The organism is Cohaesibacter celericrescens (assembly GCF_002866925.1).
Taxonomy (GTDB): Bacteria; Pseudomonadota; Alphaproteobacteria; order Rhizobiales; family Cohaesibacteraceae; genus Cohaesibacter; species Cohaesibacter celericrescens.
On the sequence record NZ_PKUQ01000042.1, the window covers coordinates 11,263 to 33,206 of the forward strand.

Here is a 21,944-nt window from a genome sequence, read left to right on the forward strand (position 1 = left end):
GTCATTCATCTCCTCTCGTCACCCGATAGGGTAAGGGCAACAAGACCCCTTTTAGGGTCTATTGCTCCTATCGAGACGATACCCGATGAAACATCTTTACAGCATTCTCATTGCCTCAATTTTGATCGCGGCGGCCTATCTCTATCAGTACGGATTGCCAACCTTTGAAAGTGCCTCTCTGCAGGTTCAAGGGGAACAGGTACCATCCAGCCAGCCCGCCAATGGTCAGGCAGCGACGGAACCGTCATCTCCCGCCCCAGGGGCACAATTGCCCGCCAAGGATGATGGAAGGCCAAGGCCCGAACCTCGAATTGTTTCGGTTACAGTGGCTGAAGTTGATTTCAAACCGTATGAAGTCACCTACAGTGCGATTGGCACGGCTGAAGCGCTACAGAGTGTGTCTGTCGTCTCGGAAGTCTCGGGCCAGATTGAAAAGATCCATTTTGATGGAACCCAGAGCGTTTCAAAAGGCGATGTTCTGATTGAGCTGGAATCTGTCACCGAGCAACTCAATGTCGAAATTGCCAAAGCCAATTTCACCAAAGCTGAAGAAAGCCTGAAACGCTATCAACTCCTACGCGAGCGCAATTCAGGGGTGGTCACCGATGTCACCATGACAGAGCAGGAAGCGACAACTTCGGTTGCGCGCAGCAATCTTGCGCTGGCGGAAGCCAACCTGACGGAGCGGACCATCCTCGCCCCCATCTCTGGAAAACTGGGCCTTTCTGATTTGCAGCAGGGAGATTATCTGGCTGACGAAACAGCAATCGTAACCATAAACAATACCGAGACCATATTAGTTACCTTTAGTTTGCCAGAAAAAGCCATCGATATTCTGTCCATTGGCAAAGAGATTGAAACCAGCACGCCGGCAAAACCAGGCATGGTCTTCAAGGGCAAGGTCACCGCTTTCGACAGTCAGATTGACGAGTCTACTCGAACCGTGACCGTGAGAGCAGCCATAGACAACAAAGATAGGCTGCTTTGGCCCGGTATGACTTTCTCTGTAAGCCTTTTTGAAGAAAGTGATCCGATGGCCGTTATTCCTTCCATGGCGCTCGCCTGGACACGAGAGGGCACACAGGTCTGGCTTGCTGAAGGAGACACAGTCAGGCCCGTTCCGGTCACGTTCCGCCATCGCCGGGATGACACGATTTGGATTGAAGGCGATTTGCAACAGGGCACCCAGGTTGTCGTCGACGGGGTGCATAAACTGCGTCCGGGCTTCCAAATAGCTGTCGTTGATGGCGATAGCTCAAGCATTAGTTCTTCCGCCCATTCAAGTCAGAAAAGCAACCAAGAAGCGGCCCAATGAAACATTCTATCACTGGTTTGACGCGCCTTTTTGTAGCGCGGCCTACACTTGCCTTTGTTCTTAATCTGCTCATCATCATTGCGGGCATTGCCGCTCTTTTGGCCGTGGAAATCCGCGAAATGCCAGATGTGGACCAGCCATCCTTGAATGTCAGTGTCAGGTATGACGGTGCACCGGCCGAGGTGGTCGACAGTCAGGTCACTGCGGTTTTGGAAGATGCGTTTGCAGCCCTTGACGGGGTCGAGACCATTTCTTCCAAATCTGAATATGGCTTGAGTCGGATCATGCTCGATCTTTCCAATGACACCGACATTGACGTGGCGGCCAACGAGGCTCGCGAGATTGTCTCGGAAAGCGTGCGGGATCTGCCCGCGGATATTGATGATCCGGAAGTCAAAAAGAGTGATGGGGATGGGGAACCCATTATGCGGCTGGCCATTTCCGGCTCGCAAAGCATCGCGGAAATGACAACGCTGGCTGAAGGCCTGATCTCAGACCGTTTGAACCTCGTTGACGGAATTGCCGAAATCACCGTGACCGGTGGACAGGCCGACGAGTTTCGCCTCACGGTATCCATGCCATCTTTGTTGGCACGAGGGCTATCATTAAGCGATATCAGTAGTACGCTAAAAACCCTTCGGAATGACTATGCCCTTGGCTCTGTTGACAGTGACAACACAACGACCATTCTGCGCTCGGTCAGCCCGGACGTGACCGTAGAACGCATTGCTCAGCTTCGGCTAAATGACAAGACTTACATTTCTGACGTGGCCGATGTTCAACTGACTGGGCGAGACGTGGATCAATATGCCCGCATCAATGGCCTTCCGTCTATCGGCATAGACATCGTGCGCCAGTCGCTTGGCAACACTCTAACCATTTCGCAAAATGTACGCCAAGCCGTTGAAGAACTGCGCCCTCTGATGCCTGAAGGAGTCGAAATTGCCATCCCGTCCGATGATGGCATCTTTATTGAAGGCTCCATCAGTGAAGTGACCAAATCGATCATGCTGGCAATTGTGATTGTTGTGGTGGTGATTTTTCTGTTTCTTCGGTCATGGCGCGCGACAGTGATTCCCGCCATTGCGATCCCGGTGGCTCTTGTTGGCACCATCGCAGCCATATGGCTGGTCGGTTTTTCTATCAACACAATCTCTCTTTTGGCTCTGGTTCTGGCGACCGGCATGGTGGTGGATGATGCCATCGTGGTGGTGGAGAATATCGTCCGCCGCAGGCAAAACGGCGAAGGAGCCCGCGCTGCGGCTGTTTCCGGTTCTCACGAAGTCTTCTTCGCTGTCATTTCCACTACGGCGACTTTGGCTGCGGTCTTCATTCCGATCTCGTTTTTGCCCGGCTCGGCAGGTGATGTCTTTTCTGAATTCGGCTTTGTGCTGGCTTTTTGCGTCACGCTCTCGTCGGTTGTCGCGCTTAGCATGGCACCGATGCTCGCCTCCATACTCGATCCCGGCAAACCCTCGGCCAAGCAGGAAGCTATCGAGACGAGAGCCACTCCGATCACCGATTGGTTTGTAAAAGTAATCGACCAATCCATTCGCATGCCATTCCTAACCATTGGCTCAGCACTGGCATTCGCGGTCTTTGCAATTGGTGCATCACAGACCCTCACCAGTACCCTGACGCCGGTGGAGGATCGTGCAGGCTTCTTCATCGAAGCCTCTACTCCCACAGGAGCAACCAATGACTATATGAGCGATCAGATCAGTCAGGTCGAAACCATGCTCGAATCCTATCAGCAAAGCGGCGAGATTACGTCGCTTCTCACTCTGATTGGTCGAGGTGGTAGTACACGGGCCTTTGTTGTGGTACGGCTGGCCGGTTGGGCCGATCGTGAACGTGACCAGGATACGATCGCAGAAGAATTGAGCGATAAGCTGGAAGCCATTCCCGGCATCCGCGTTCAGGTTCGCTCTCCCAATTCCCTTGGTATTCGGGGTGGTGGATCAGGACTTTCCTTCGCTGTGAGCGGCACCAGTTATGCCAAATTGGTAGAAGGGGCCGATAGTCTGCTCGCCGCCATGGAGCAAGATGCAACCTTCTTCCGGCCCAACTTGGCCGAAGATGAAACCACTCCTCAGGTAAGTGTCGATATCGACCGTGATCGTGCTTTGGAATTGGGTATCTCTGCGGATGATATTGCAAGCGCCATTGCCGCGGTCACCGAAGGCATCAATCCAACTTCCGTCTTTGTCGATGGCGAAGAGATCGAACTTCGTCTCACTCCCGGAGACAGGCCTATTGATGACTTCGGCGATCTTGATGGCGTTTTTATTCGCACCAATGATGGCAATATCATCCCGCTTTCTTCAGTCGCTAGCTTTACGCAAAGCCTTAGCCAGTCGGCCTATACCCGCGAGCATGGATCTTTGGCCGTATCCCTTCGTGCAGACCTGCCGACAGGCGTAGAACTAGGTGAAGCCATTGCACAGGTTCGTTTGCTCGCAAAAGAGATCCTTCCCAGTGGGGCCTATGTCACGATGCTTGGGGATGCCGCTGAACTGGAGGCTGGAGGCAATGAGACAGTGACGATTTTCATCATTGCAGGGCTGATCGTGCTTTTGGTGCTTGCTGCACAATTTGAAAGCTTTATCTCGGCACTTATCATCATGTTGACGGTTCCCTTTGGCCTCGCAGCAGCCATGATGGCCATCACCCTGACCGGCGGATCGCTCAACTATTACAGCCAGATCGGCCTTGTCATATTGATCGGCGTTATGGCCAAAAATGGCATTCTGATCGTCGAATTCGCCAACCAACTGCGTTCAAAAGGACAGGATATCGACAGCGCCATTCGCGATGCTGTTCGGCTACGCCTCCGCCCCGTCATGATGACCATTACTTCGACCGTGCTTGGCGGTGTTCCTCTGATTTTAACATCAGGAGCAGGAGCAGAAGCACGCATGGCTGTCGGCTGGGTCATCGTAGGTGGTCTGGGCTTTGCCACCCTCTTCACCATGTTTCTTATTCCTGTCCTCTATCGATATCTGGCCCCACTAGGCACGACACCTGGTTTTGCCGAACGGAAGCTGAATGAGGAGACAGGACAAGAAGCCATTGTTTGAGGAGGGTTGAGGAATGTGGCCATTCCAGAATGACCGAATGGCAGCTTCAATTTCTCTGGTATCGTGAAGGATAAGAGAGGCGAATTGGTAACTCAGGACCATTCTTTCTTGATGTGGCGACGCAGCGTTTTGAAAAACGGCGTCTTCACCAAGGTCTAGGAAGGGCCCACAGCTGCCGTTGGCCTGCGATCATCTGCTGCATTGGAGTTTTCTGGAAGCTGTCGTTCGTGCACTATGCAGCATTTGAGCGCAAGGGACTGCAGCTCAGCGGACCTTGCGGTCATTTGCTGCAGCACAATATTTATTGAAAATCAAATCATCGTTGGGTCAAGGGCTTTCCTTGTTTTAAAGGAGGCGCATTTCTGCAATCGGCAATGTCAGACAAAACAAAGCGTTGCTCAAGAGTGCCATCATCCCTGCCTTCTATCCCGCACAAAGACCAAGCCACTCTGCGAGAGCGATGCTACGGTTCAGCTTGAAATTTAGTCTGCTGTAGAGGCCTCTTTCCTGATTGAAATGGTTGTAAACTGCTGCATGAATGGAAACAAAGTTCTGTAAAGTCCGCATGCGCCTGAAGCAGTTCATTGCACGTTCCCTTCGTCGGAATAGAAGGTGCGAATTCTCGGCCCTGTTATTCCGCCAGCGACCAGTCTCATGCCAATTGACGTTGCCTATTTCCTTCATCGCAGCACCGTAGGATCGCAAGACCTCTCCCTCATGATCGACGGCCCGCCAGAGATAGTGCGTTTCACCGTTGATTTTGACGAATACTTCGTCCATATGCCACTGCCCTTGTGTCCAGCATCTCGACCTTTGAACTCTTTTCCTCCTGATCTCTGAAGCAAATATTGGACCGAACCTGTTCCACCAAAACCGGATAGTTTCATAGCTCACGTCAATGCCGCGTTCGTGCAACAGGTCTTCAACATTACGGAGGGAAAGTGGAAACCGAACATAAAGCATCACCGCAAGGCGAATGATCTCAGGGCTGGTTTTGAAGTAGCGAAATGGAGAGTGTTTCGGGAGATTGCGCAAGCCGCCAGTGTGCCAGACGGCATTGGGTCTAGAGACTTCCGCGCAGGAGGCATCTCCGAAGCCATGGATGCTGGCGCAAATATCGAACAGACGTGCCAACACACCACCCATACCGACATAAAAATGACCGGTCGATATAACAGGGGATCAGAAAACCAAACGGCCCAAGTAGCCCGCGCGCGTAATACTTGGAGAAAGAAACAAGAATCGCACGAGAAAAAGGTGTGAAAACTTCTTTGAAAACTGTTGTTCTCTAGACACAAAAATCAGAACTAAGTCATTGAAAAATAAATGGAGCGGGTGAAGGGAATCGAACCCTCGTCGTAAGCTTGGGAAGCTTCTGCTCTGCCATTGAGCTACACCCGCAAAAAGCTAGGATCCCTGTCTATCATATTTACCTCCAACCTCAAGCCGTTCGAATGGCTTTTTGACATATTTTTGGTGATCTGCGATTTGAATTTCAGGACTGATGCAGTTGATCTGACTTTGCACTCGCTCTATATAGAGGCAAATTTGTAAGGGTTTATCCCGATTTTGCGCCATAGGATTACGACGCCATGTTTGAGCGCCTGAAAGCTATTCTTGCTTCTCGCCCTTTTGAGAATGCCATAACTGCGATCATTATTCTCAATGCCATCACTCTGGGCCTTGAAACATGGCCCGCTGCACAAGAACAATTTGGCACCTTGTTTCATTTTGTTGATGGCGCAATCTTGGTGATCTTCATTATCGAAATCAGCCTGCGCCTGATGATCCATCGCGCCCGATTTTTCAGCGATCCCTGGTCCATTTTTGATTTTGTTGTGGTGGCGATTGCTTTGTTACCAAGTGGCGGAGCGCTGTCCGTTTTGCGTGCCTTGCGGGTGCTGCGTGTTTTGCGGCTTATCAGCTTTGTTCCATCGCTCAAACGGGTGGTTGGCGCCCTTCTGGAAGCCCTACCCGGTCTAGGATCAATCTCCTTGCTGCTAGGGCTGCTGTATTATGTCTTCGCTGTCATGGCAACCAAGTTGTATGGCAACGAATTCCCTGAATGGTTCGGCAGTCTGGGCGAGTCGGCCTATACGCTGTTTCAGGTTATGACGCTGGAAAGCTGGTCTATGGGTATTGTGCGTCCAGTTATGGAAGCCCACCCATATGCGTGGATTTTCTTCGTACCCTTTATCTTCACGACCTCTTTTACCGTGCTCAATCTTTTTATTGGTATCATCGTATCTGCAATGCAGTCCGAACATGAAGCCGAAGCCGTCGCGGATCGCGTCGCTTTGCATGAGGAAACCGAGAGCGTGGCAACCGAAGTGAAAGCATTACGGCTTGAAATTGCAGAGTTGAAAGCATTGATCAGAGCACAAGGCGGCCAGACCTGAGGCTAGATAAATTGGCATGATGCCATTTTGCCGCCCAAATTGTGCCTTTGGCTTACCTCTTCCGCAACAGCAAGGATTGCCCCTTATGCCAGAGCAACAGACACGCCCTCTACTCTATTCGTTTCGGCGCTGTCCCTATGCCATGCGTGCACGGATGGGCCTTTTTGCGTCGGGTTTGGTTGTCGAATTGCGCGAGATTATCCTGCGCAATAAACCCGCCCCCATGTTAGAGGCCTCCCCCAAAGGAACCATCCCCGTGTTGGTTCTTTCTGATGGACATGTCATCGATGAAAGCTTGGATATTATGCTTTGGGCGTTGGAATGCAACGACCCCAGAGGCTGGCTGGCGCCAGAAACGGGCACGCTGAAAGAAATGCTTGCGCTGATCGAAGAAATAGATGGTAGTTTCAAGCATCATCTGGACCGCTATAAATATGCTACGCGCTATGATGATGCAGATGAAGTCGCGCACCGTGCAATGGCTATGGTTGCACTCGCTTCATTGATCGCACGCCTAGAAGTCAGCCAGCAATTGTTTGGTGATCGGGTGAGTTTGGCCGATGTTGCACTGTTTCCGTTTGTTCGACAGTTTGCCAATACGGATCGGATTTGGTTCGACACCAACGCACCAAAGGTCCTGCTTCAGTGGCTAGAAGGCCATGAAACCTCAGATCTTTTTGCAAATATATTTTTGAAATGGCCTGTCTGGCAAGAAGGTGCATCTGTAACGCTATTCCCTGAGGCTGCATGAAGGCATAGTCAGGGCTTTTTGCGACAACGGCCAAACCTAGGACACCCAACGACGCACGCGTTCTGGGACATAGCGTTTTTGGGCCATGTCTGCCACGGTTCGGCCCATCTGACCTAACATGGAATGGGTGTGCCAAAGCGTGTAGATCGGAATCGGCTTGGTACCGAACTTTTGCTTATAGGGTTCGTCACCCACGGTTAAATCAACCACAGACATGCCATCCTTGATGCAATCACGGAAAATGTCTTCGGTCATCAAAAGGCCGGGTGACCAGCGCCCCATACGGTCATAATCAACGCCCATCATGAGATAAAAATACCGCTCCTCTTGGACTATTCCAAATTGAACGGCAACGATTTTGTCATCGAATGTGAATTGATAGATGCGGGCAAAACCGCTCTCAGCCTGTTTGCAGGCCAGGTCTACGTAGAATTGAAAAGCGCCCTGATCTTGCATCATATCCTCGCCGGGACGATCGGCATAACGGGCTTTGTGAAAAACACGCAAATATTCAAAGGCTATACGGATTTCGAGCGGATCATGAAGGCGTTTCATTTGCCATTCGCCAGCACGCATCATGGCGCGGCGTTTTTTATCACGATGTTTGCGTTCGCTCTTAGAAATCGCCTCTTGTCGCCAGAGATCATAGTCCGGCCCAACTTTGGCGGCATGGGCAGAAAAATCGGCGCGCTCCATGACCGAATTGGGAAAGAGCTTCAGAATAAGAGGATTATCTATAGGCATATGCTTAATACGCAGCACATCATAAGAGCCGAGCGTTTTGTACAATTGCTCACTGAGGGTTTTGGTATCAGGAATCCATTGGAAGATGTCGTTATGCAGAGTTGGCATCGCATAATCAACCAGCCCCAAATTGGCATACTCCAAGATTGTTGCTCCCATTTTCTTACGGCTGATCAAAGGTACCAAAGCAACAAGCATTCCTGATTTCTTGCATCGCATCAGAAGGGTGCATTCTTTGATGCCTGAAACTGAACGCAAATGGGCTTGCATTGCGCTTTGCCAGGCTGGGTGCTGAAAGGCGGTCACATCCGCATTGTCAAACAAGGCTTTATATTCGGCAGATTCATAATCAAAATCCGAAGAAACGCTCAATTCCAACATTGTCTATCGCAACCCCTAGTGCATTAAAGACCATTGACGCACCATGACATGGAGAAGATAAAGATTCGTGAATCAACAACAGGTTTCCACTCTGCACTTTGCCGCATGCCTTCAACCCTTTAAGACACCCTTTGTTTAGCTAAAGTTCGGCCAACTCCACCTAGTAAAGATTGAGCTCCTGCATGAAAGCATCGAGTTCTTCGATAACCGATTGCGGGCCTTGAACGCTTATATCAACGCCTTCTGCGTGGTAACTGCGATCGAGGATATCCAGCTCTAAAAGCGAGAGCTGTCGTTCGATATCTGAGGTTTGATCAAACCGGCCAGTGATGGTTTCTTTCACAATCCGTTGCCACAGGCTTAGAGAGGCGGCATCAATTGCCATGCTGGCCGCGCCGGAATAGGCCCGAGCCAAGCCGCCTGCACCCAGTTTTGTGCCACCGAAATAGCGAACGACAATCACACCGCAGTTGATCAAATCACGACCGATCAAGACCTTGAGCATAGGCATACCGGAAGTGCCCGCTGGCTCGCCGTCGTCCTTGGCCCCTTCCTCGATATGGTCATCATCATGGATGCGGCGAAAAGCTGTGACATGGTGGGAGGCCTTGCGATGCTCAATGCGCAATTCATCCAACCGTGTCGCAAATTGATCAATCGGGACAAGAAAGGCAAGAAAACGTGACTTTTTCTCTTCCAGCTCAGCAAAGGCTTCGGTTTGAACCGTTTGTGACATCGCTGTCAAACCGCCTTGAAATGCTTGGAGAGCTTGAGGCCTTGTGCTTGATAATTGGACCCGATGCCTGAGCCATAAAGGTGCGTAGGCTGGGCGCGCATGCGCTCATAGGCGAGGCGCCCAATGATTTGACCATGTTCGACAATGAAGGGCACTTCGTGGCTGCGCACTTCCAGTACGGCGCGACTGCCGGTGCCGCCCGCTTCGGAGTGGCCAAAACCGGGGTCAAAAAAACCGGCATAATGCACACGGAACTCTCCAACCAATGGATCAAACGGCACCATTTCAGCGGCATAGAGCGGCGGCACATGTACGGCCTCGTTAGACACAAGAATATAAAACTCGTCCGGGTCGAGTACCAACTCACCCCTGCCCCGTCCATCAATCGGCTCCCAGAAATCAAGCAAGTCATGCGCATCGCGCTTGTCGACATCAATTACGGCGGCATGGCGTTTGGCGCGATAGCCGATCACACCCTCACCTGCCAGATCGATTGACACGGCGATACCATTGGCGATGAAAGGAGCTTGGCTCGCCACCAAAGTCTCGGCCTCATGCAGGGCTAAATGCTCCGGATCAGTCAGCACCACACGACCGGAACGGAAGCGGATTTGTGTCAGGCGACTGCCCGCGCGTGCCAAAATAGGGAAAGTGCGCGGGCTGACTTCCAAATAAAGCGGGCCGTTGTATCCGGTCGGGATTTTGTCGAACTGCTGCGCACGGTCCGTGATCAAACGGGTGAAAATATCCAGCCGTCCTGTCGAGCTTTTCGGGTTTGCGGCAGCGGCAATGCCATCTGGCAACTCAAGGGTTTCCATCAAGGGGACGATATAGACACAGCCGGTTTCCAGTACCGCACCATCGGTCAAATCGACCTGATGCAATTGCAAATGATCCAGCCGCTCTTTTACCATCCTGTTGGGGCCGGGCAAAAAAGACGCCCGCACGCGGTAGGCCGTCGAGCCTAGGCGCAAATCGAGACTGGCTGGCTGGATTTGGTCCTCATCCAGTGGCCGCTCGGACCCAATAGCTCCCGCCTCCACCAATGAGGTGATGTCGGCGTCATTGAGAATACCGGAACCGGAGAATGTGGAGGAGCTGGAAGTCATGAATACCGCCTGTAATAATGCCTTTTGCGATCTTTAGCAGGACAGCAGCAGAGGCGCAACAAGCCCGACAGATCGAGGCTCTTCAGGCCGCAGATGTTTGATTTTCTCAACATGGGCCTTTATATCATCCATCGTAAAGGGCGAATGGATACGGGTTGTGCAGGCAGGATCGTCGGAAAGCCCAAATATTGTTTCAGTCGCCATACATTGGCGAGTTCATGGTGTGACAAATCTTTGTGACATAACTCACAGCTCTAGCGATACTCCAGCATGGAGTGTCCTAAAATAACCCTGTTGCGGATGTGACTGAGCTTACTGCACTGGACACAGTATCTGCCACACCGCCAACCGCACCACCAACGGAACTGCTGCTGGCTGTGCTGGACCCAGAGTCATTTGTCTCAGAACTACTTGTCTCAGAGCTGCTCGTGCCAGGATCACTTGTTTCGGAACTCGCAGTATTGGAGCTTGAACCGGATGTCACCGAGCTCACGGTGCTTGATACGGTCTGGGAGACGCTTTGACTGACAGTGCTAGCTACGGCTTCAACCTCCCCGATCTCTTTTTGCGCTTGCTCTGCCGTTGCCCGAAGCAGGTTTCGTTGGCTGATTGTTAGCAATTTGATGGATTCAATCGGTGCTGTTTTTTTCAACGATCCCGGCTGCAGTGCCAGCGTCTTGCCTCCGGTTTTAACCGTCGCATAGAAGTTTGGTTTTTTGATATTTTTCTTGTATTTGCGCACCTTGATCTTTTGGCCTTTGGTCGCGACTGTCCCGTCGAAGGTCATCGTTGAAGTGCCGTTTGTCGACTTCTTAACGGTCACGGTTTGACCGCGGGTGATGTCTGTTGTCTCTCCAGAGCTATTATTTGAGACTTCAACTCTGCCCGAACTGACCGATACAACAGAGCGGCCCTCGCGCACGTCAACCCAGAAGGTCGTCCCCTTAACTGTTGCAACCAGATAAGGGGTTTTCACGGAGAAATGCTTCGCCCTTCGCTTGTTAACTGTCAAATCCAAACGACCGCTTTGATGCAGAATCAGGGTTTTACCCGGCTTGTTATATTTTGCGGGAGGCAGGGCCATGATGGCCCCCGATCCCACTTGAATACGTTCTTTGCCGCGCACTAGCAGCAATCGGGTCCGCGCTCGGGTGGATAGCGTTTGTCCTGGCTCCAATGCCATACCACGCCGTACTTTGATGGCTTTAGCGTCTTTTTGGGCGATATAGGCGGAGCCTTGGAGTTTAGCAACGATCCACGCATGTCCGGATTGGATGTGGTTCTGGCTACGGCTCTGGGCACCGGCCTGAAACGACAGTGCCACTAGGGTAATAAACACAAGAACACGCAATACAGACATGAGTTTTTCACCAATATTTTGACCAATTCCTTGGGAAAATACTTATCAGGCATGTATAAAATACTAATTTTTAGTGAGAGCTTCTACATTTTACCACGCACCTAGGTATAGGGAGGGTGACTCAATCGACGTTTTTTGCCTTGTTACATTTGAAAATCGGATGAGAATTTCATCAGTAGCAAGCCGCCGACAATCAGTATGGCCGCAATTATTCGTGCCGGGCTGATGAGTTCGCCCAAGAACAGAATACCGACAATAAAAGTACCAACGGCGCCGATTCCGGTCCAAATTCCATATGCGGTACCGAGGGGAAGCGTGCGCATGGACAATGACAGCAATCCGAAACTACCAATCATTGTGACGACGGTTATTGCAGAAGGAACAAGCAGCGAGAAGCCATCAGATTGCTTCAGCATATAGGCCCAGATTATTTCGAGAATTCCGGCGAGAACAAGATAGACCCAAGCCATAATTGGCTCCTGATAATTTGGGTCGTCCCAAGTCACTGGTCCCGTTATGGGGAGGTCGTCCTCTTACATTTTATATAGAGGGACCTCCGCCACTTTCAAGGCATATCCTTAAAAACGGCAGGGCACGAAATGAGACCTATGAGGCCCCCTTGCCACTCTCCTATTTCACCTATCAGGCAAATGCCAATCGCTTTCCACGGCTTTGCGCCGGTTTAAGCGCAGAGCAAGGCCAACGGATACGCCCACTCCAATGGCCACCGTCAAATCAACCACGACAGTGAGCACAAGCGTGAGCAACAGAAGCAATATATCGCTTTTCCTGCCGCGCGCATATTCTGCCCATTTTTCTGGCTCAGTCATATTCCACGCGGTAAGAACCAAAAGCGCAGCGAGGGCTGGCATAGCCAGATAACTTGCCAAAGGTGCAGCGAGTATCATGACCAGCAGAATCACGATCGCATGAACAATGCCTGCGACAGGCGTTTTGCCGCCCGCCTTAATGTTGGTGGCTGTGCGTGCAATGGCACCGGTTGCAGGCAGGCCCGTGAACAATGCCGAGCCAATATTGGCGATACCTTGAGCCGTCAGTTCAGCATTTGGCCGGTGCTGACCCTCTATCATTTTATCGGCGACCATCGCTGACAAAAGCGATTCAACCGCAGCGAGGAATGCAATGATAAATGCAGAAGGAAGGAGATCAACGATTCGCGACAATGAAAGATCCGGCAATTGCGGCCAAGGGAGCTGACTGGGCAAATCACCAAATCGGGAGCCAAGCGTATCGACGGGCAAAGACCAAAAGGCAACGAGAGCTGACCCAACCCCGACAGCCACAATGAGACCGGGAAAGCGCGGCGCCATTCGCCGCAAAAATACGATCAGGATGAGGGTACAAAGTGCGATAGAAAAAGTCGCCAAACTAAATGTTTGCCGGACTTGCCAAAGTGCCGGGATTTTTTCCAAGAAATCAGCAGGCACCTTATCGAGATCCAAGCCAAGAAAATCTTTCAATTGGCTGGTCGCAATGATCACGCCAATTCCAATTGTGAACCCGTTCACCACGGCTTCCGGAACAAACGCAATTAGATTACCGGCTCGAAAATAGCCACCTATAAGCAAGATAATACCTGCCATGAAGGTTGCCAACACAAGGCCATCATAACCATATTGAGCGATCACCCCAAAGACAACGACGATGAATGCCCCGGTGGGACCTCCGACCTGAACTCGGCTGCCCCCAAACAAAGAAATCAACAACCCACCAACAATAGCGGTAACAACCCCTTTGGCTGGATCCGCTCCAGACGCAATTGCAATGGCCAGACTAAGCGGCAGAGCAACCATAGCAACGGTTGCCCCTGCCAGCACGTCACCCATAAAAATTTGCCAGCTGTAAGTCTTTATTGTCGTGAGAATTTTTGGTTGTCGCATTTCCATTCCCATCGTAAAATTTGCGATATTTTGTTTTTGAAAGCCTATAGAGCCTCTGAATTTTTAAGTCTGACGCCCCGTCCACCAGTGTCGCTCCGGGCTCCATCCCCGATCAGTTCGATCCCCGCCTTGTCCAGCGCTTCCACAACCTTGATGAGGGTGTCGATGTTGCCCCGAACATTGCCGTCGCTGGCTTCCATCCTTTGCACTGTAGGCAGGGAAACACCTGCCAACGTTGCGAATGTTTTTTGATCTATTCCAAGAAGAGATCGCGCGGCGCGCAATTGCGGAGCGGTGATCATGGATCTATCCTCTAACGTCAGGGCTTATCTACAGAATGAAGTGCTCATGATATATTAAACATGAATAATAATATACTGACTATTAGAATAAGGTTATATTTCTTCTAAATCTGCACTACTGGCTAAAAGACGCGGTTCCAAAAGAACCAATATTGGCTTCACTGAGAAGGCAGCAATCGCCAGAAGAACACTATACTCATAGAAAATCCGACCAAGGCAATGAGTATGCGGACAGTAGATTTGGGCAACGCTCGGGCGATGGGGGCACCAGCGTAGCCACCCAGAGTGGACGCGACCATCATGCCAAGGGCATGCTGCCATTCCACCAGACCACCGATAGCGAATACAGCAACCGAGATGGCAGACAAGGCTAAGGACAGTCCGTTTTTCAAAGCATTCATTTCGTGGATATTGATCATGCCCCAAAGAGCAAAAAGCGCTAACAAGACAATGCCCAATCCGCCATTGAAATAGCCGCCATAGATGCTAACCAGCAACAGGCCCACAGCGCCATGCGGTGATACGGCTCGGTCTTTTTTCTCTGCCCAAGTACGGATCGTATCCCCAAACAGAAACGCAAGCGTCGCCCCGAATAACAAAAACGGAACGACAATCGAGAAAGCCTTGTTGGAGGAAACAAACAACAACAACGAGCCAATCAGACCGCCGAACAGTGTGATAAAACACAGTCTAAGGATTTGCTTCTTATCGAAATGGCCCAACTCGGTACGAAAGCCGTATGCCCCCCCAAGGTAACCGGGAAAGACGGCCACTGCGCTGGTGGCATTTGCCGCGACGGGAGGAACACCGATAAAAACCAGTGCAGGAAAGGTCAAAAATGTACCGCCCCCAGCGATCGTATTCAAAATACCGGCGCAAAATGCCGCGAATAAGATTACTGTGATGTCCATAGCTACCCCCTCTCCCCTTTAGTCTATTTCATAGAACCGTAACGCGGGTTCAATCTCTGGCGTCAAATTTGGCAGCAAATCCGATCGATACACATGCAAAATCAGTCACTCGTGGTTTGATTCAGACGTTCCAAACCATAAGCGTTCTCGTTTTGGCAAAGGAATGCAAACTCACGAAGCGCGGCCTTGCCGTTGATACCACTCACATGGATTTTTCGCTGGCCCTGTATGCCGAAGGAGAAAAGCAATAAGCCGGCAGTCGCCGATAGCAAACTCTTGTTTTTGTCATTTTGGTGGTCCCCGACAGCAAAGATGGATCGCATGCCTTCAATGATCTGCATAATAAATAGTTGGTCGTAGAATTGAGGCCAGCGCGTCAGTCATATGTTGCAAAACAAAGGCTGACATAGACTTGTATATTATCGCAGAATGCTAGCAAAGTGATCGGGTACGTACAATCCCTCTCATCCTAACACCCAGACCCTAACCCACTTGCGGCTCCGTTTGAAGTCACCCTCTTTCCAGCTCATGACAGATTGACGCAGAAAGAAAATAGGCGTAAAAATATTTTATTCGTGGTCATTTGAGCCGACCGGCTTGCCGCCACGTTAAACAAGGTTGCTAAAAGGTCGGGGGGCAAGTTTTTTTGAACCCGGCCATGCTTTTGCATCGCTGGGTTTTGTTATATTCAGGCCCGGTAACGCCCAGAGACGAGACAGGATAGACAGATGTCAGAGACCAAGAAGCCCGATGCCAATCAACTCCGCCCAGCAACGCAAATGGTGCATGGAGGCGTCATGCGTTCGCAGTTTGGCGAAACATCCGAGGCGCTTTTTATGACACAGGGTTATGTCTATGACAGCGCAGAAAGTCAGGAAGCGCGCTTTAAGGGCGACGAACCGGGCTTTATTTATTCGCGTTATGCCAACCCGACCATTTCCATGTTTGAAGAACGTATGGCCCTGTTGGAAGGAGCCGAAGCCGCACGCGGCACAGCCTCTGGCATGGCAGCAGTAACGGCGGCAATGCTGTCCTGTGTCAAAGCAGGTGATCATGTAGTAGCCGCCAGCGCTTTGTTTGGTTCTTGCCTCTATATTGTTTCTGAGCTGCTGCCCCGCTTTGGTGTTGAATGCACTCTGGTGGATGGAACAGACCTCTCGGCCTGGAAAGCTGCGATGCAACCCAATACTCGTGCCTGTTTCCTTGAAAGCCCCACCAATCCGGTGTTGTCTGTCCTTGATATCGCCGGTGTGGCAGACATTGCCCATGAGGCGGGAGCCAAACTGGTGGTCGACAATGTGTTTGCCACAGCCCTTTGGCAAAGCCCTCTGGCGCTGGGTGCTGATGTTGTGATCTATTCTGCGACCAAACATATTGACGGTCAGGGGCGTTGTTTGGGCGGCGTGGTGCTGTCTGACGCACAATTCATCGAAGAAGAGTTCAAAGACATCCACCGCCACACCGGCCCGTCTCTATCCCCTTTCAATGCTTGGGTGATGCTTAAAGGATTGGAGACTTTCCCGCTGCGTGTCAAAGCCCAGACCGAAGCTGCACGGATTTTGGCCGACCGGTTGGCTGAGCATAAAGCCATTGCCCGTGTTTATTATCCCGGCCGCGCGGACCATCCGCAGGCCGACGTGGTGGCCAAACAGATGCGCGGCGGTTCCACCATGGTGGCCATTGATGTTGTCGGTGGTAAAGGCAACGCTTTCGCGCTGGAAAATGCCCTCAAGGTTATACAGATATCCAACAATCTGGGCGATGCTAAAAGCCTGATCACCCATCCGGCCACCACAACGCACCAGCGGCTCAATGACGATCAGTTGGCCGCTGCGGGCATCGGCCAAGGCACGTTGCGTCTGTCGGTAGGCCTGGAAGATATTGAAGATTTGTGGGAAGATTTCGAGCAGGCTTTCAGCAGCCTATAGATCTCACTTCATGACAAAAAGCCCGGCTTGCATCATCAGGCCGGGCTTTTTTGTTTTTGCGGGTGTTATTTCTTAGGTGGTACCAAGGCACAGAAAGCGCCGCTGGCAGCTTCATCAGACCCCAATGCGATCGCCGCTGGGGCGCTGTAAGGGTTCAGCGGTTTGCTATGGCCCAGGTCATAGATTAACAATCCGGTCAGGGCGATTAGCACCGCAAATACCGATGTCGCACGACTGGTGATGAATGTGGTCATATCAGCCCTCCAGTCCCAATGGTTTGCGCAAGCGGATACCGACAAAGGATCCGGCAAAAGCCGCGATGAACCAAGCCCAACCATGCAAACTGCCGGTGGAAATGCCGGAGAAGAAGGCACCGACATTGCAGCCCAACGCCAACCGAGATGCATAACCCAGCAAAAATCCGGCAACAATGGTTGCGATCCATGCGCGCAATGGCAGAGATGGAATCTTGGCACTGAGGCCAGACCGCCAGACAGCAACGATGAAGGCACCAAGAATAATGCCCAGATTGGTCAGTGACGTTGTATCGGTTAGCAGACTATGGGCCAGTCTCTCCTGATGCACTTCGCTAGCCCAGAAGGCCGAAGCGCTGAGATCTGCGCCAAATCCGGTTGCAACTTTGGCACCCCAAAGCCCCAAGCCATAGACCACGCCCCAAGGCTGTCCGGCAACCACAAAATTGGCAATTGCAAGCAACGCAATCAGAGCAGCTGCGATCCAAAGGCGGCGGGGTACGCGTCGAGCTTCTTTCGGTGCCAATTTCAAAGCGACCAAAGCTACGGCCAACAGAGCAACAAGAGTGATGGCCAAACCAGACGAGCCTTCCAGCACCACTAGCGGTGCGGTACCTAGCTCAACCCACCACAGCAAATGGTAAGATCCAGCAAACGCTCCCAAAACAAAGAAGGGCAAAGCCAGCGCGCTAACAGGATTGCCGCTACCTGCATTGACCAGGGTTCCAGAGCCACAGCCCAGGACCACTTGCATGGCGGCACCAAAAACAAAGGCGCCACCGAGCATGGCCCAACCGACCGAAGCATGAGCCCCGATCAATTCGGGATGATCCCCAGCCAAAAGCGGAAAGGCAACGACGGCAACCAATCCGATGGCAAACAGTTGCGCGATCAAGCCCGCAGGCTCACGGCGCAAGATCATCGCACGCCAAGGACCCGCAAAGCCGAACCGAAGCCCTTCCAAGGTCAGACCAAAGCCCACACCGATTGCAAGAATGAGACCATAACGGACGCCTGCTGCGGCCATCAGGGCCAGAACAACGAACAAGGCCAACCCGACAAGGCTGGCTCTTGTGAGATAGCGAGACCCCTTTTTCGGGGTCTCGATTGCCGTGCTTAATGCGGTCATCTGATTAGCTGCCTGTGACCTGTTTGATCAGGGTTTTGAACAGACCCGGTGTGTTTGCCATTTCATGACCGGCATTGGAATAGCCAACCATCGATTCGGGATAGAGTTTGACATTGTCCAGCTCGGCCAACTCAGACAAAGCGAACCAGTTGGTCGCGGCCCAGTGACCGGTGTTGCAGAAGCTCACAAGTGCTTCACCATTTTTAAACCCGCCTGCAGCTGCCAATTTTTTGACCTTTGCAGCGTCAGCAATGACCGGCTTATTGTCGAACCAACTGGAATGCACAAAATATTCCGACTGTGGCAAGGTGCCGGGCCGCGCAGCAGCAGGGTGTTTCTTTTCGCCATTCCAGAAGTCTTCTGGACGCGCGTCGATAAGACGGGCTTTCTGATCGCCATTGACGATTTTCAGTACATCATCAGTGGTCGCCAGCCATTGGTCAGAAAAAGTCACTTCAATAGAGCTTGGTGTTAAAACGGCTTTGCCACTTTCCAATGGCAGACCAGCCAGTTTCCAGTTGTCGATGCCGCCATTGAGCAGGGACAGGTCGGTAAAACCAGCCGACTTCAAAGTCCAGTAAACGCGAGCAGCCGCGCCAAAGTCAGAGATGTCTTTGCCCTGATATGCCACAACGGTTGGGCGGTCTTTGTCCGCACCAATGTCGCGCAAGACTTTTTGCAAGGAATCAGCAGAAATCAACTGACCGGGGTTATCGCTGGGGCCACGAAAAAGGCCGTATGGTGCGTTGACGGCACCTGCAATGTGACCGGCTTCAAACAGGCTTTCGCCTTTGTCGTTGTTGCCGCGTATGTCAATGATCAACGGCTTGGACGCAGCCTCAATGGCTTCCAGTGCCTGAGGGCTTACCAACGGGCCTAATTTATCGGCGAATGCCGGTGCTGCCAGCCAAGCAAATGCCAAAGCGGCAAGGGTTACAAGCTGTTTCATGGTGTTCTCCAGACAACGTATCCTGTTCTTTCCCGATGGGAGAAGCGAAAAAGAGATACGTGTAAAAATGCAATTTGAAGCGCTTATTCTGCCTATCACACTCCACTTTGCAAGAAAGCCGTTGGCGGAGTTTTGAGGCAAAGGAAAATTTCTTTTCAAGGTCTGCCTATTTTGGAGAAGCCGTTACCCGAAAAGTTCTTTGCATGTTTAAAGCCGATTTATAAGGGCACATTTTCGCGTCACGCAGATCTAATTACGGTTTTATTCAAGAAGCAGTTTTTCCCCTTGTCAGTGGGCTTTGGAGCTCTGCTAAGCTCACAAAAGAATCACTCTTATGCATTGGAGCTGTTTATGGAAGCGCGTATTTCACTCGTCACCCTAGGTGTAAAGGATCTAGAGCGATCTGTTGCCTTTTACCGTGATGGTCTGGGTTGGGAAACAGCTTATGAAGTAGGGCAAGGAGTCGCCTTTTTCAAAACAAAAGGCACTGTGTTTGCACTCTACCCAATCGATCAACTGGCCGAAGAAGTGCCTGATACGGATTTCAAGCCGACCGCAGGCCCGTGCGGCATAACACTGGCGCATAATTGCCGCGAGCGTTCTGAAGTGGACGTAGCGTTGGATCTGGCGGCCAAAGCAGGAGCCGTCATCAAGAAGCCGGGCGCTGACACCTTTTGGGGTGGCTACAGCGGCTATTTTTCTGACCCTGACGGCTATCTCTGGGAAGTGGCCCACGGAGCCTTCCCTCTAGATAAAGACGGGCATTTGGTGTTGCCATAGGCCAGTCAGGCGCAACCGCAGTTTGCCAACTCTTCTGCCGTGGGTCGCTGCGGACAATCATTGGGCCAGTTTTGAGATGTCTGTGTACGCAAGTAACCGAGCAAATCAAACAGGGCTTGCGGGCTATAGACATGTGGATTGGGAAGACCAATCAGCTCTGCACAGAATTCAGAACAGAACCAGCGTTCGTCTGAATGGCGGTTAAGCGAGACCACATGATTGAGCAGAATGGCGGGATAGTCATATTTTGCCCCTGCCGATAGGATAAGAAGATGTTTGGCGTGCTGCTCATCAAAAAAGCAGTAGGGCAAATGCACCAGATCCCACAAGTCGGGTCGCAGGATAATCGACTTGGAGCGAACCCCTCCATCGCGAGCCGAGGCAGAATGACACAGCACTTCTTCTTGCGCCTCCGCCAGAGAGAAAATCACTTCACAATGCGAATAGATCGAATTGGTGGCCTTACGCACAATCCAGTTTCGCCAATCGCCCTTTGCCTTGTAGAAAGCAAAAGTCAATCCGTCTGTTGGCTTGTCGGACAGTTTCATTCTTTATCGGCCCCTTCATCACGCGCGGTGCCTATTGATACGGCAGAATCCTCTTTTGGGTCATCAAACACTTGGATAGCAAGGATAATACGCGAGATTGTTGTTAAGGCTGTGACGGCAGCAAATCCGTATGCGATCCAGCCAAAGACATTAGGGAAGAGACAGAAGGCGGCAAAAACCGCAAAGGTTTCGCCCGCTTCAGCCAGGCCACCCGTAAAATAGAGAGATTTGGAGCCGTGGCTTGCTGTGGTGATATTGCGTTTTTCAGCCATAATGGAATAGGCAAGAAAGCTTGCTCCATTGGCATAGAAGGCCATCAGCAGCACCGCTGCAGGCAGCGCATTTTCTGGCCGCGCGAAGGCAAAACTAAGGGGAATCAAACCATAGAAAATGAAATCAAAGACGATATCAAGATATCCGCCCAGATCGGTTTTATGGCTGGCGCGAGCCACAGCGCCGTCCAACCCGTCCATCAGGCGACTGACCAGCAGAATGACGAGACCAAGCCAATAGGCCTCGAATGATATTGCCAATCCGGCCAACACACCCAGCAACAGACCAAATGACGTGATCTGATTGGCAGTTATGCCCCGTCCCGCCAACCAGTGGCCGGTCTTATTGAGCGGAGGATCAATCAAGTGGCGCAATCTGGCGTCAAACATCACAATTACTTTCATGGCGAGCAGAGCTGCAAGCTTCACTATTTGGGCTGTGCCCCTTTCGATTACAAACACCAAAAGGAAAAAACAGATGCGCACAACATGTTTCTGTGCGCTATAAAGACGCGAACAACAGAAATTGCCAACCACTTTTGGTCACTTTTTCGCTAGCCGGACTTGAAGCCTGCAAACTTTTCTGTCTGGTTTGAGGGGATAGAATGACGGCAGCTAAGAGTAAGCGGACCAAATCGGGCTCAAGGACAAAACGTGTATAGATATAAAGCCATTACCGGAACAGTACAGGTCGTAGTCAAACCGGAATATCAACCGCACCGGTCAGTTCCGAACACGGGACAACATGTTTGGGCCTACCATGTGGAGATTTGCAATCTGGGACAATCCGATATTCAGTTGCGGTCTCGTTACTGGCGAATCATCGACGCGCACGGCCGTGTACAGGAAGTGCGCGGGCGCGGGGTCGTTGGTGAAGAACCTCTCATCGAGGCGGGAGATTGCTACAGCTATAGTTCGGGGTGCCCTTTGGATACTGATTCCGGCATTATGTCGGGGCATTTCGAAATGGAAGCCGACGACGGGCATAAATTTGAGGTCACTATCCCTACATTTTCCCTTGATATCCCGGACCGAACGATCATTCTGAACTAAGCATTTTATAAAGACCCAGTCATTTACTCTTAGCGAAGATCC

At 51.5% G+C, this 21,944-nt stretch carries 22 protein-coding genes, 1 tRNA gene and 1 riboswitch; of the genes, 7 read left to right on the plus strand and 16 right to left on the minus strand.

Going from position 1 to position 21,944, the window contains the following annotated elements:
• Positions 1–85: 85 nt before the first annotated feature.
• Positions 86–1,315 carry an efflux RND transporter periplasmic adaptor subunit gene (locus C0081_RS16770; RefSeq protein WP_101535009.1) on the plus strand — a complete coding sequence of 410 codons (1,230 nt, stop codon included), beginning with the start codon at positions 86–88 and terminating at the stop codon, positions 1,313–1,315.
• A complete protein-coding gene (locus tag C0081_RS16775) occupies positions 1,312–4,395 on the plus strand; it encodes an efflux RND transporter permease subunit (protein WP_101535010.1) in 3,084 nt (1,027 codons plus the stop codon). Before C0081_RS16770 ends, C0081_RS16775 begins: the two co-directional genes overlap by 4 nt.
• Before the next feature lie 423 nt (positions 4,396–4,818).
• On the opposite strand, the gene C0081_RS16780 is transcribed toward C0081_RS16775, so the two are convergent.
• Entirely contained in the window at positions 4,819–5,358 is a 540-nt protein-coding gene (locus C0081_RS16780; RefSeq protein ID WP_425349498.1) for a DDE-type integrase/transposase/recombinase, read from the minus strand.
• A gap of 364 nt (positions 5,359–5,722) precedes the next feature.
• Positions 5,723–5,796: transfer RNA gene (locus tag C0081_RS16790), tRNA-Gly, on the minus strand.
• A 191-nt stretch (positions 5,797–5,987) separates the two neighbouring features.
• On the opposite strand from C0081_RS16790, the gene C0081_RS16795 reads away from it, so the two are divergent.
• Together C0081_RS16795 and C0081_RS16800 are read left to right on the plus strand one after the other, a co-directional pair.
• Positions 5,988–6,794, plus strand: a complete 807-nt coding sequence (locus tag C0081_RS16795) for an ion transporter (protein WP_101535013.1) — start codon at positions 5,988–5,990, stop codon at positions 6,792–6,794.
• 85 nt (positions 6,795–6,879) lie between these two features.
• Positions 6,880–7,545 (plus strand): glutathione S-transferase, encoded by a 666-nt coding sequence (locus tag C0081_RS16800; protein ID WP_101535252.1) that lies wholly within the window; start codon positions 6,880–6,882, stop codon positions 7,543–7,545.
• A 36-nt stretch (positions 7,546–7,581) separates the two neighbouring features.
• On the opposite strand, the gene C0081_RS16805 is transcribed toward C0081_RS16800, so the two are convergent.
• The 9 genes from C0081_RS16805 to C0081_RS16840 form a co-directional block, all read right to left on the minus strand.
• Positions 7,582–8,670 carry a GNAT family N-acetyltransferase gene (locus C0081_RS16805; RefSeq protein ID WP_101535014.1) on the minus strand — a complete coding sequence of 363 codons (1,089 nt, stop codon included), beginning with the start codon at positions 8,668–8,670 and terminating at the stop codon, positions 7,582–7,584.
• Between the two features lie 160 nt (positions 8,671–8,830).
• A complete protein-coding gene (locus tag C0081_RS16810) occupies positions 8,831–9,406 on the minus strand; it encodes an IMPACT family protein (RefSeq protein WP_101535015.1) in 576 nt (191 codons plus the stop codon).
• Positions 9,407–9,411: 5 nt separating this feature from the next.
• Entirely contained in the window at positions 9,412–10,515 is a 1,104-nt protein-coding gene (locus C0081_RS16815; protein ID WP_101535016.1) for a 2'-deoxycytidine 5'-triphosphate deaminase, read from the minus strand.
• A 33-nt stretch (positions 10,516–10,548) separates the two neighbouring features.
• Positions 10,549–10,719, minus strand: coding sequence for a hypothetical protein (locus C0081_RS23265; protein ID WP_180966940.1), 171 nt, complete (start codon positions 10,717–10,719; stop codon positions 10,549–10,551).
• Positions 10,720–10,795: 76 nt separating this feature from the next.
• Positions 10,796–11,875, minus strand: a complete 1,080-nt coding sequence (locus tag C0081_RS16820; RefSeq protein WP_101535017.1) for a FecR domain-containing protein — start codon at positions 11,873–11,875, stop codon at positions 10,796–10,798.
• A 143-nt stretch (positions 11,876–12,018) separates the two neighbouring features.
• The gene (locus C0081_RS16825; protein ID WP_101535018.1) at positions 12,019–12,345 is read right to left on the minus strand and encodes a DMT family transporter; all 327 of its coding nucleotides are present in this window, start codon (positions 12,343–12,345) and stop codon (positions 12,019–12,021) included.
• Between the two features lie 165 nt (positions 12,346–12,510).
• Positions 12,511–13,776 (minus strand): SulP family inorganic anion transporter, encoded by a 1,266-nt coding sequence (locus tag C0081_RS16830; RefSeq protein WP_101535253.1) that lies wholly within the window; start codon positions 13,774–13,776, stop codon positions 12,511–12,513.
• A gap of 44 nt (positions 13,777–13,820) precedes the next feature.
• Positions 13,821–14,078: a helix-turn-helix domain-containing protein gene (locus C0081_RS16835; RefSeq protein WP_101535019.1), complete on the minus strand. Its 258-nt coding sequence runs from the start codon at positions 14,076–14,078 to the stop codon at positions 13,821–13,823.
• Between the two features lie 158 nt (positions 14,079–14,236).
• The gene (locus C0081_RS16840) at positions 14,237–14,989 is read right to left on the minus strand and encodes a sulfite exporter TauE/SafE family protein (RefSeq protein ID WP_101535020.1); all 753 of its coding nucleotides are present in this window, start codon (positions 14,987–14,989) and stop codon (positions 14,237–14,239) included.
• Between the two features lie 565 nt (positions 14,990–15,554).
• Positions 15,555–15,634, plus strand: a riboswitch (SAM riboswitch).
• Between the two features lie 83 nt (positions 15,635–15,717).
• Here C0081_RS16840 and C0081_RS16850 point away from each other — a divergent pair.
• Positions 15,718–16,917, plus strand: a complete 1,200-nt coding sequence (locus C0081_RS16850) for an O-succinylhomoserine sulfhydrylase (RefSeq protein ID WP_101535022.1) — start codon at positions 15,718–15,720, stop codon at positions 16,915–16,917.
• A 65-nt stretch (positions 16,918–16,982) separates the two neighbouring features.
• On the opposite strand, the gene C0081_RS16855 is transcribed toward C0081_RS16850, so the two are convergent.
• From C0081_RS16855 to C0081_RS16865, 3 genes are read right to left on the minus strand one after another with little or no spacing between them, the layout of a single operon-like run.
• The gene (locus tag C0081_RS16855; protein WP_101535023.1) at positions 16,983–17,171 is read right to left on the minus strand and encodes a hypothetical protein; all 189 of its coding nucleotides are present in this window, start codon (positions 17,169–17,171) and stop codon (positions 16,983–16,985) included.
• A gap of 1 nt (position 17,172) precedes the next feature.
• Complete coding sequence (locus tag C0081_RS16860) at positions 17,173–18,300, minus strand: YeeE/YedE family protein (RefSeq protein ID WP_101535024.1); 1,128 nt, start codon at positions 18,298–18,300, stop codon at positions 17,173–17,175.
• A gap of 4 nt (positions 18,301–18,304) precedes the next feature.
• Positions 18,305–19,249 (minus strand): sulfurtransferase, encoded by a 945-nt coding sequence (locus tag C0081_RS16865; RefSeq protein ID WP_101535025.1) that lies wholly within the window; start codon positions 19,247–19,249, stop codon positions 18,305–18,307.
• A gap of 351 nt (positions 19,250–19,600) precedes the next feature.
• Between C0081_RS16865 and C0081_RS16870 the strand changes: the two genes are divergently transcribed.
• Positions 19,601–20,029, plus strand: coding sequence for a VOC family protein (locus C0081_RS16870; protein ID WP_101535026.1), 429 nt, complete (start codon positions 19,601–19,603; stop codon positions 20,027–20,029).
• Between the two features lie 5 nt (positions 20,030–20,034).
• Here the strand turns inward: C0081_RS16870 and C0081_RS16875 are convergent, their stop codons facing one another.
• Both C0081_RS16875 and C0081_RS16880 read right to left on the minus strand, forming a co-directional pair.
• On the minus strand, positions 20,035–20,577 hold the full coding sequence (locus C0081_RS16875; protein ID WP_101535027.1) for a hypothetical protein: 543 nt from the start codon (positions 20,575–20,577) through the stop codon (positions 20,035–20,037).
• Positions 20,574–21,239, minus strand: a complete 666-nt coding sequence (locus C0081_RS16880) for a CDP-alcohol phosphatidyltransferase family protein (protein ID WP_101535254.1) — start codon at positions 21,237–21,239, stop codon at positions 20,574–20,576. Before C0081_RS16880 ends, C0081_RS16875 begins: the two co-directional genes overlap by 4 nt.
• A 264-nt stretch (positions 21,240–21,503) precedes the next feature.
• On the opposite strand from C0081_RS16880, the gene apaG reads away from it, so the two are divergent.
• The gene (apaG, locus tag C0081_RS16885; RefSeq protein ID WP_101535028.1) at positions 21,504–21,902 is read left to right on the plus strand and encodes a Co2+/Mg2+ efflux protein ApaG; all 399 of its coding nucleotides are present in this window, start codon (positions 21,504–21,506) and stop codon (positions 21,900–21,902) included.
• Positions 21,903–21,944 lie beyond the last annotated feature (42 nt).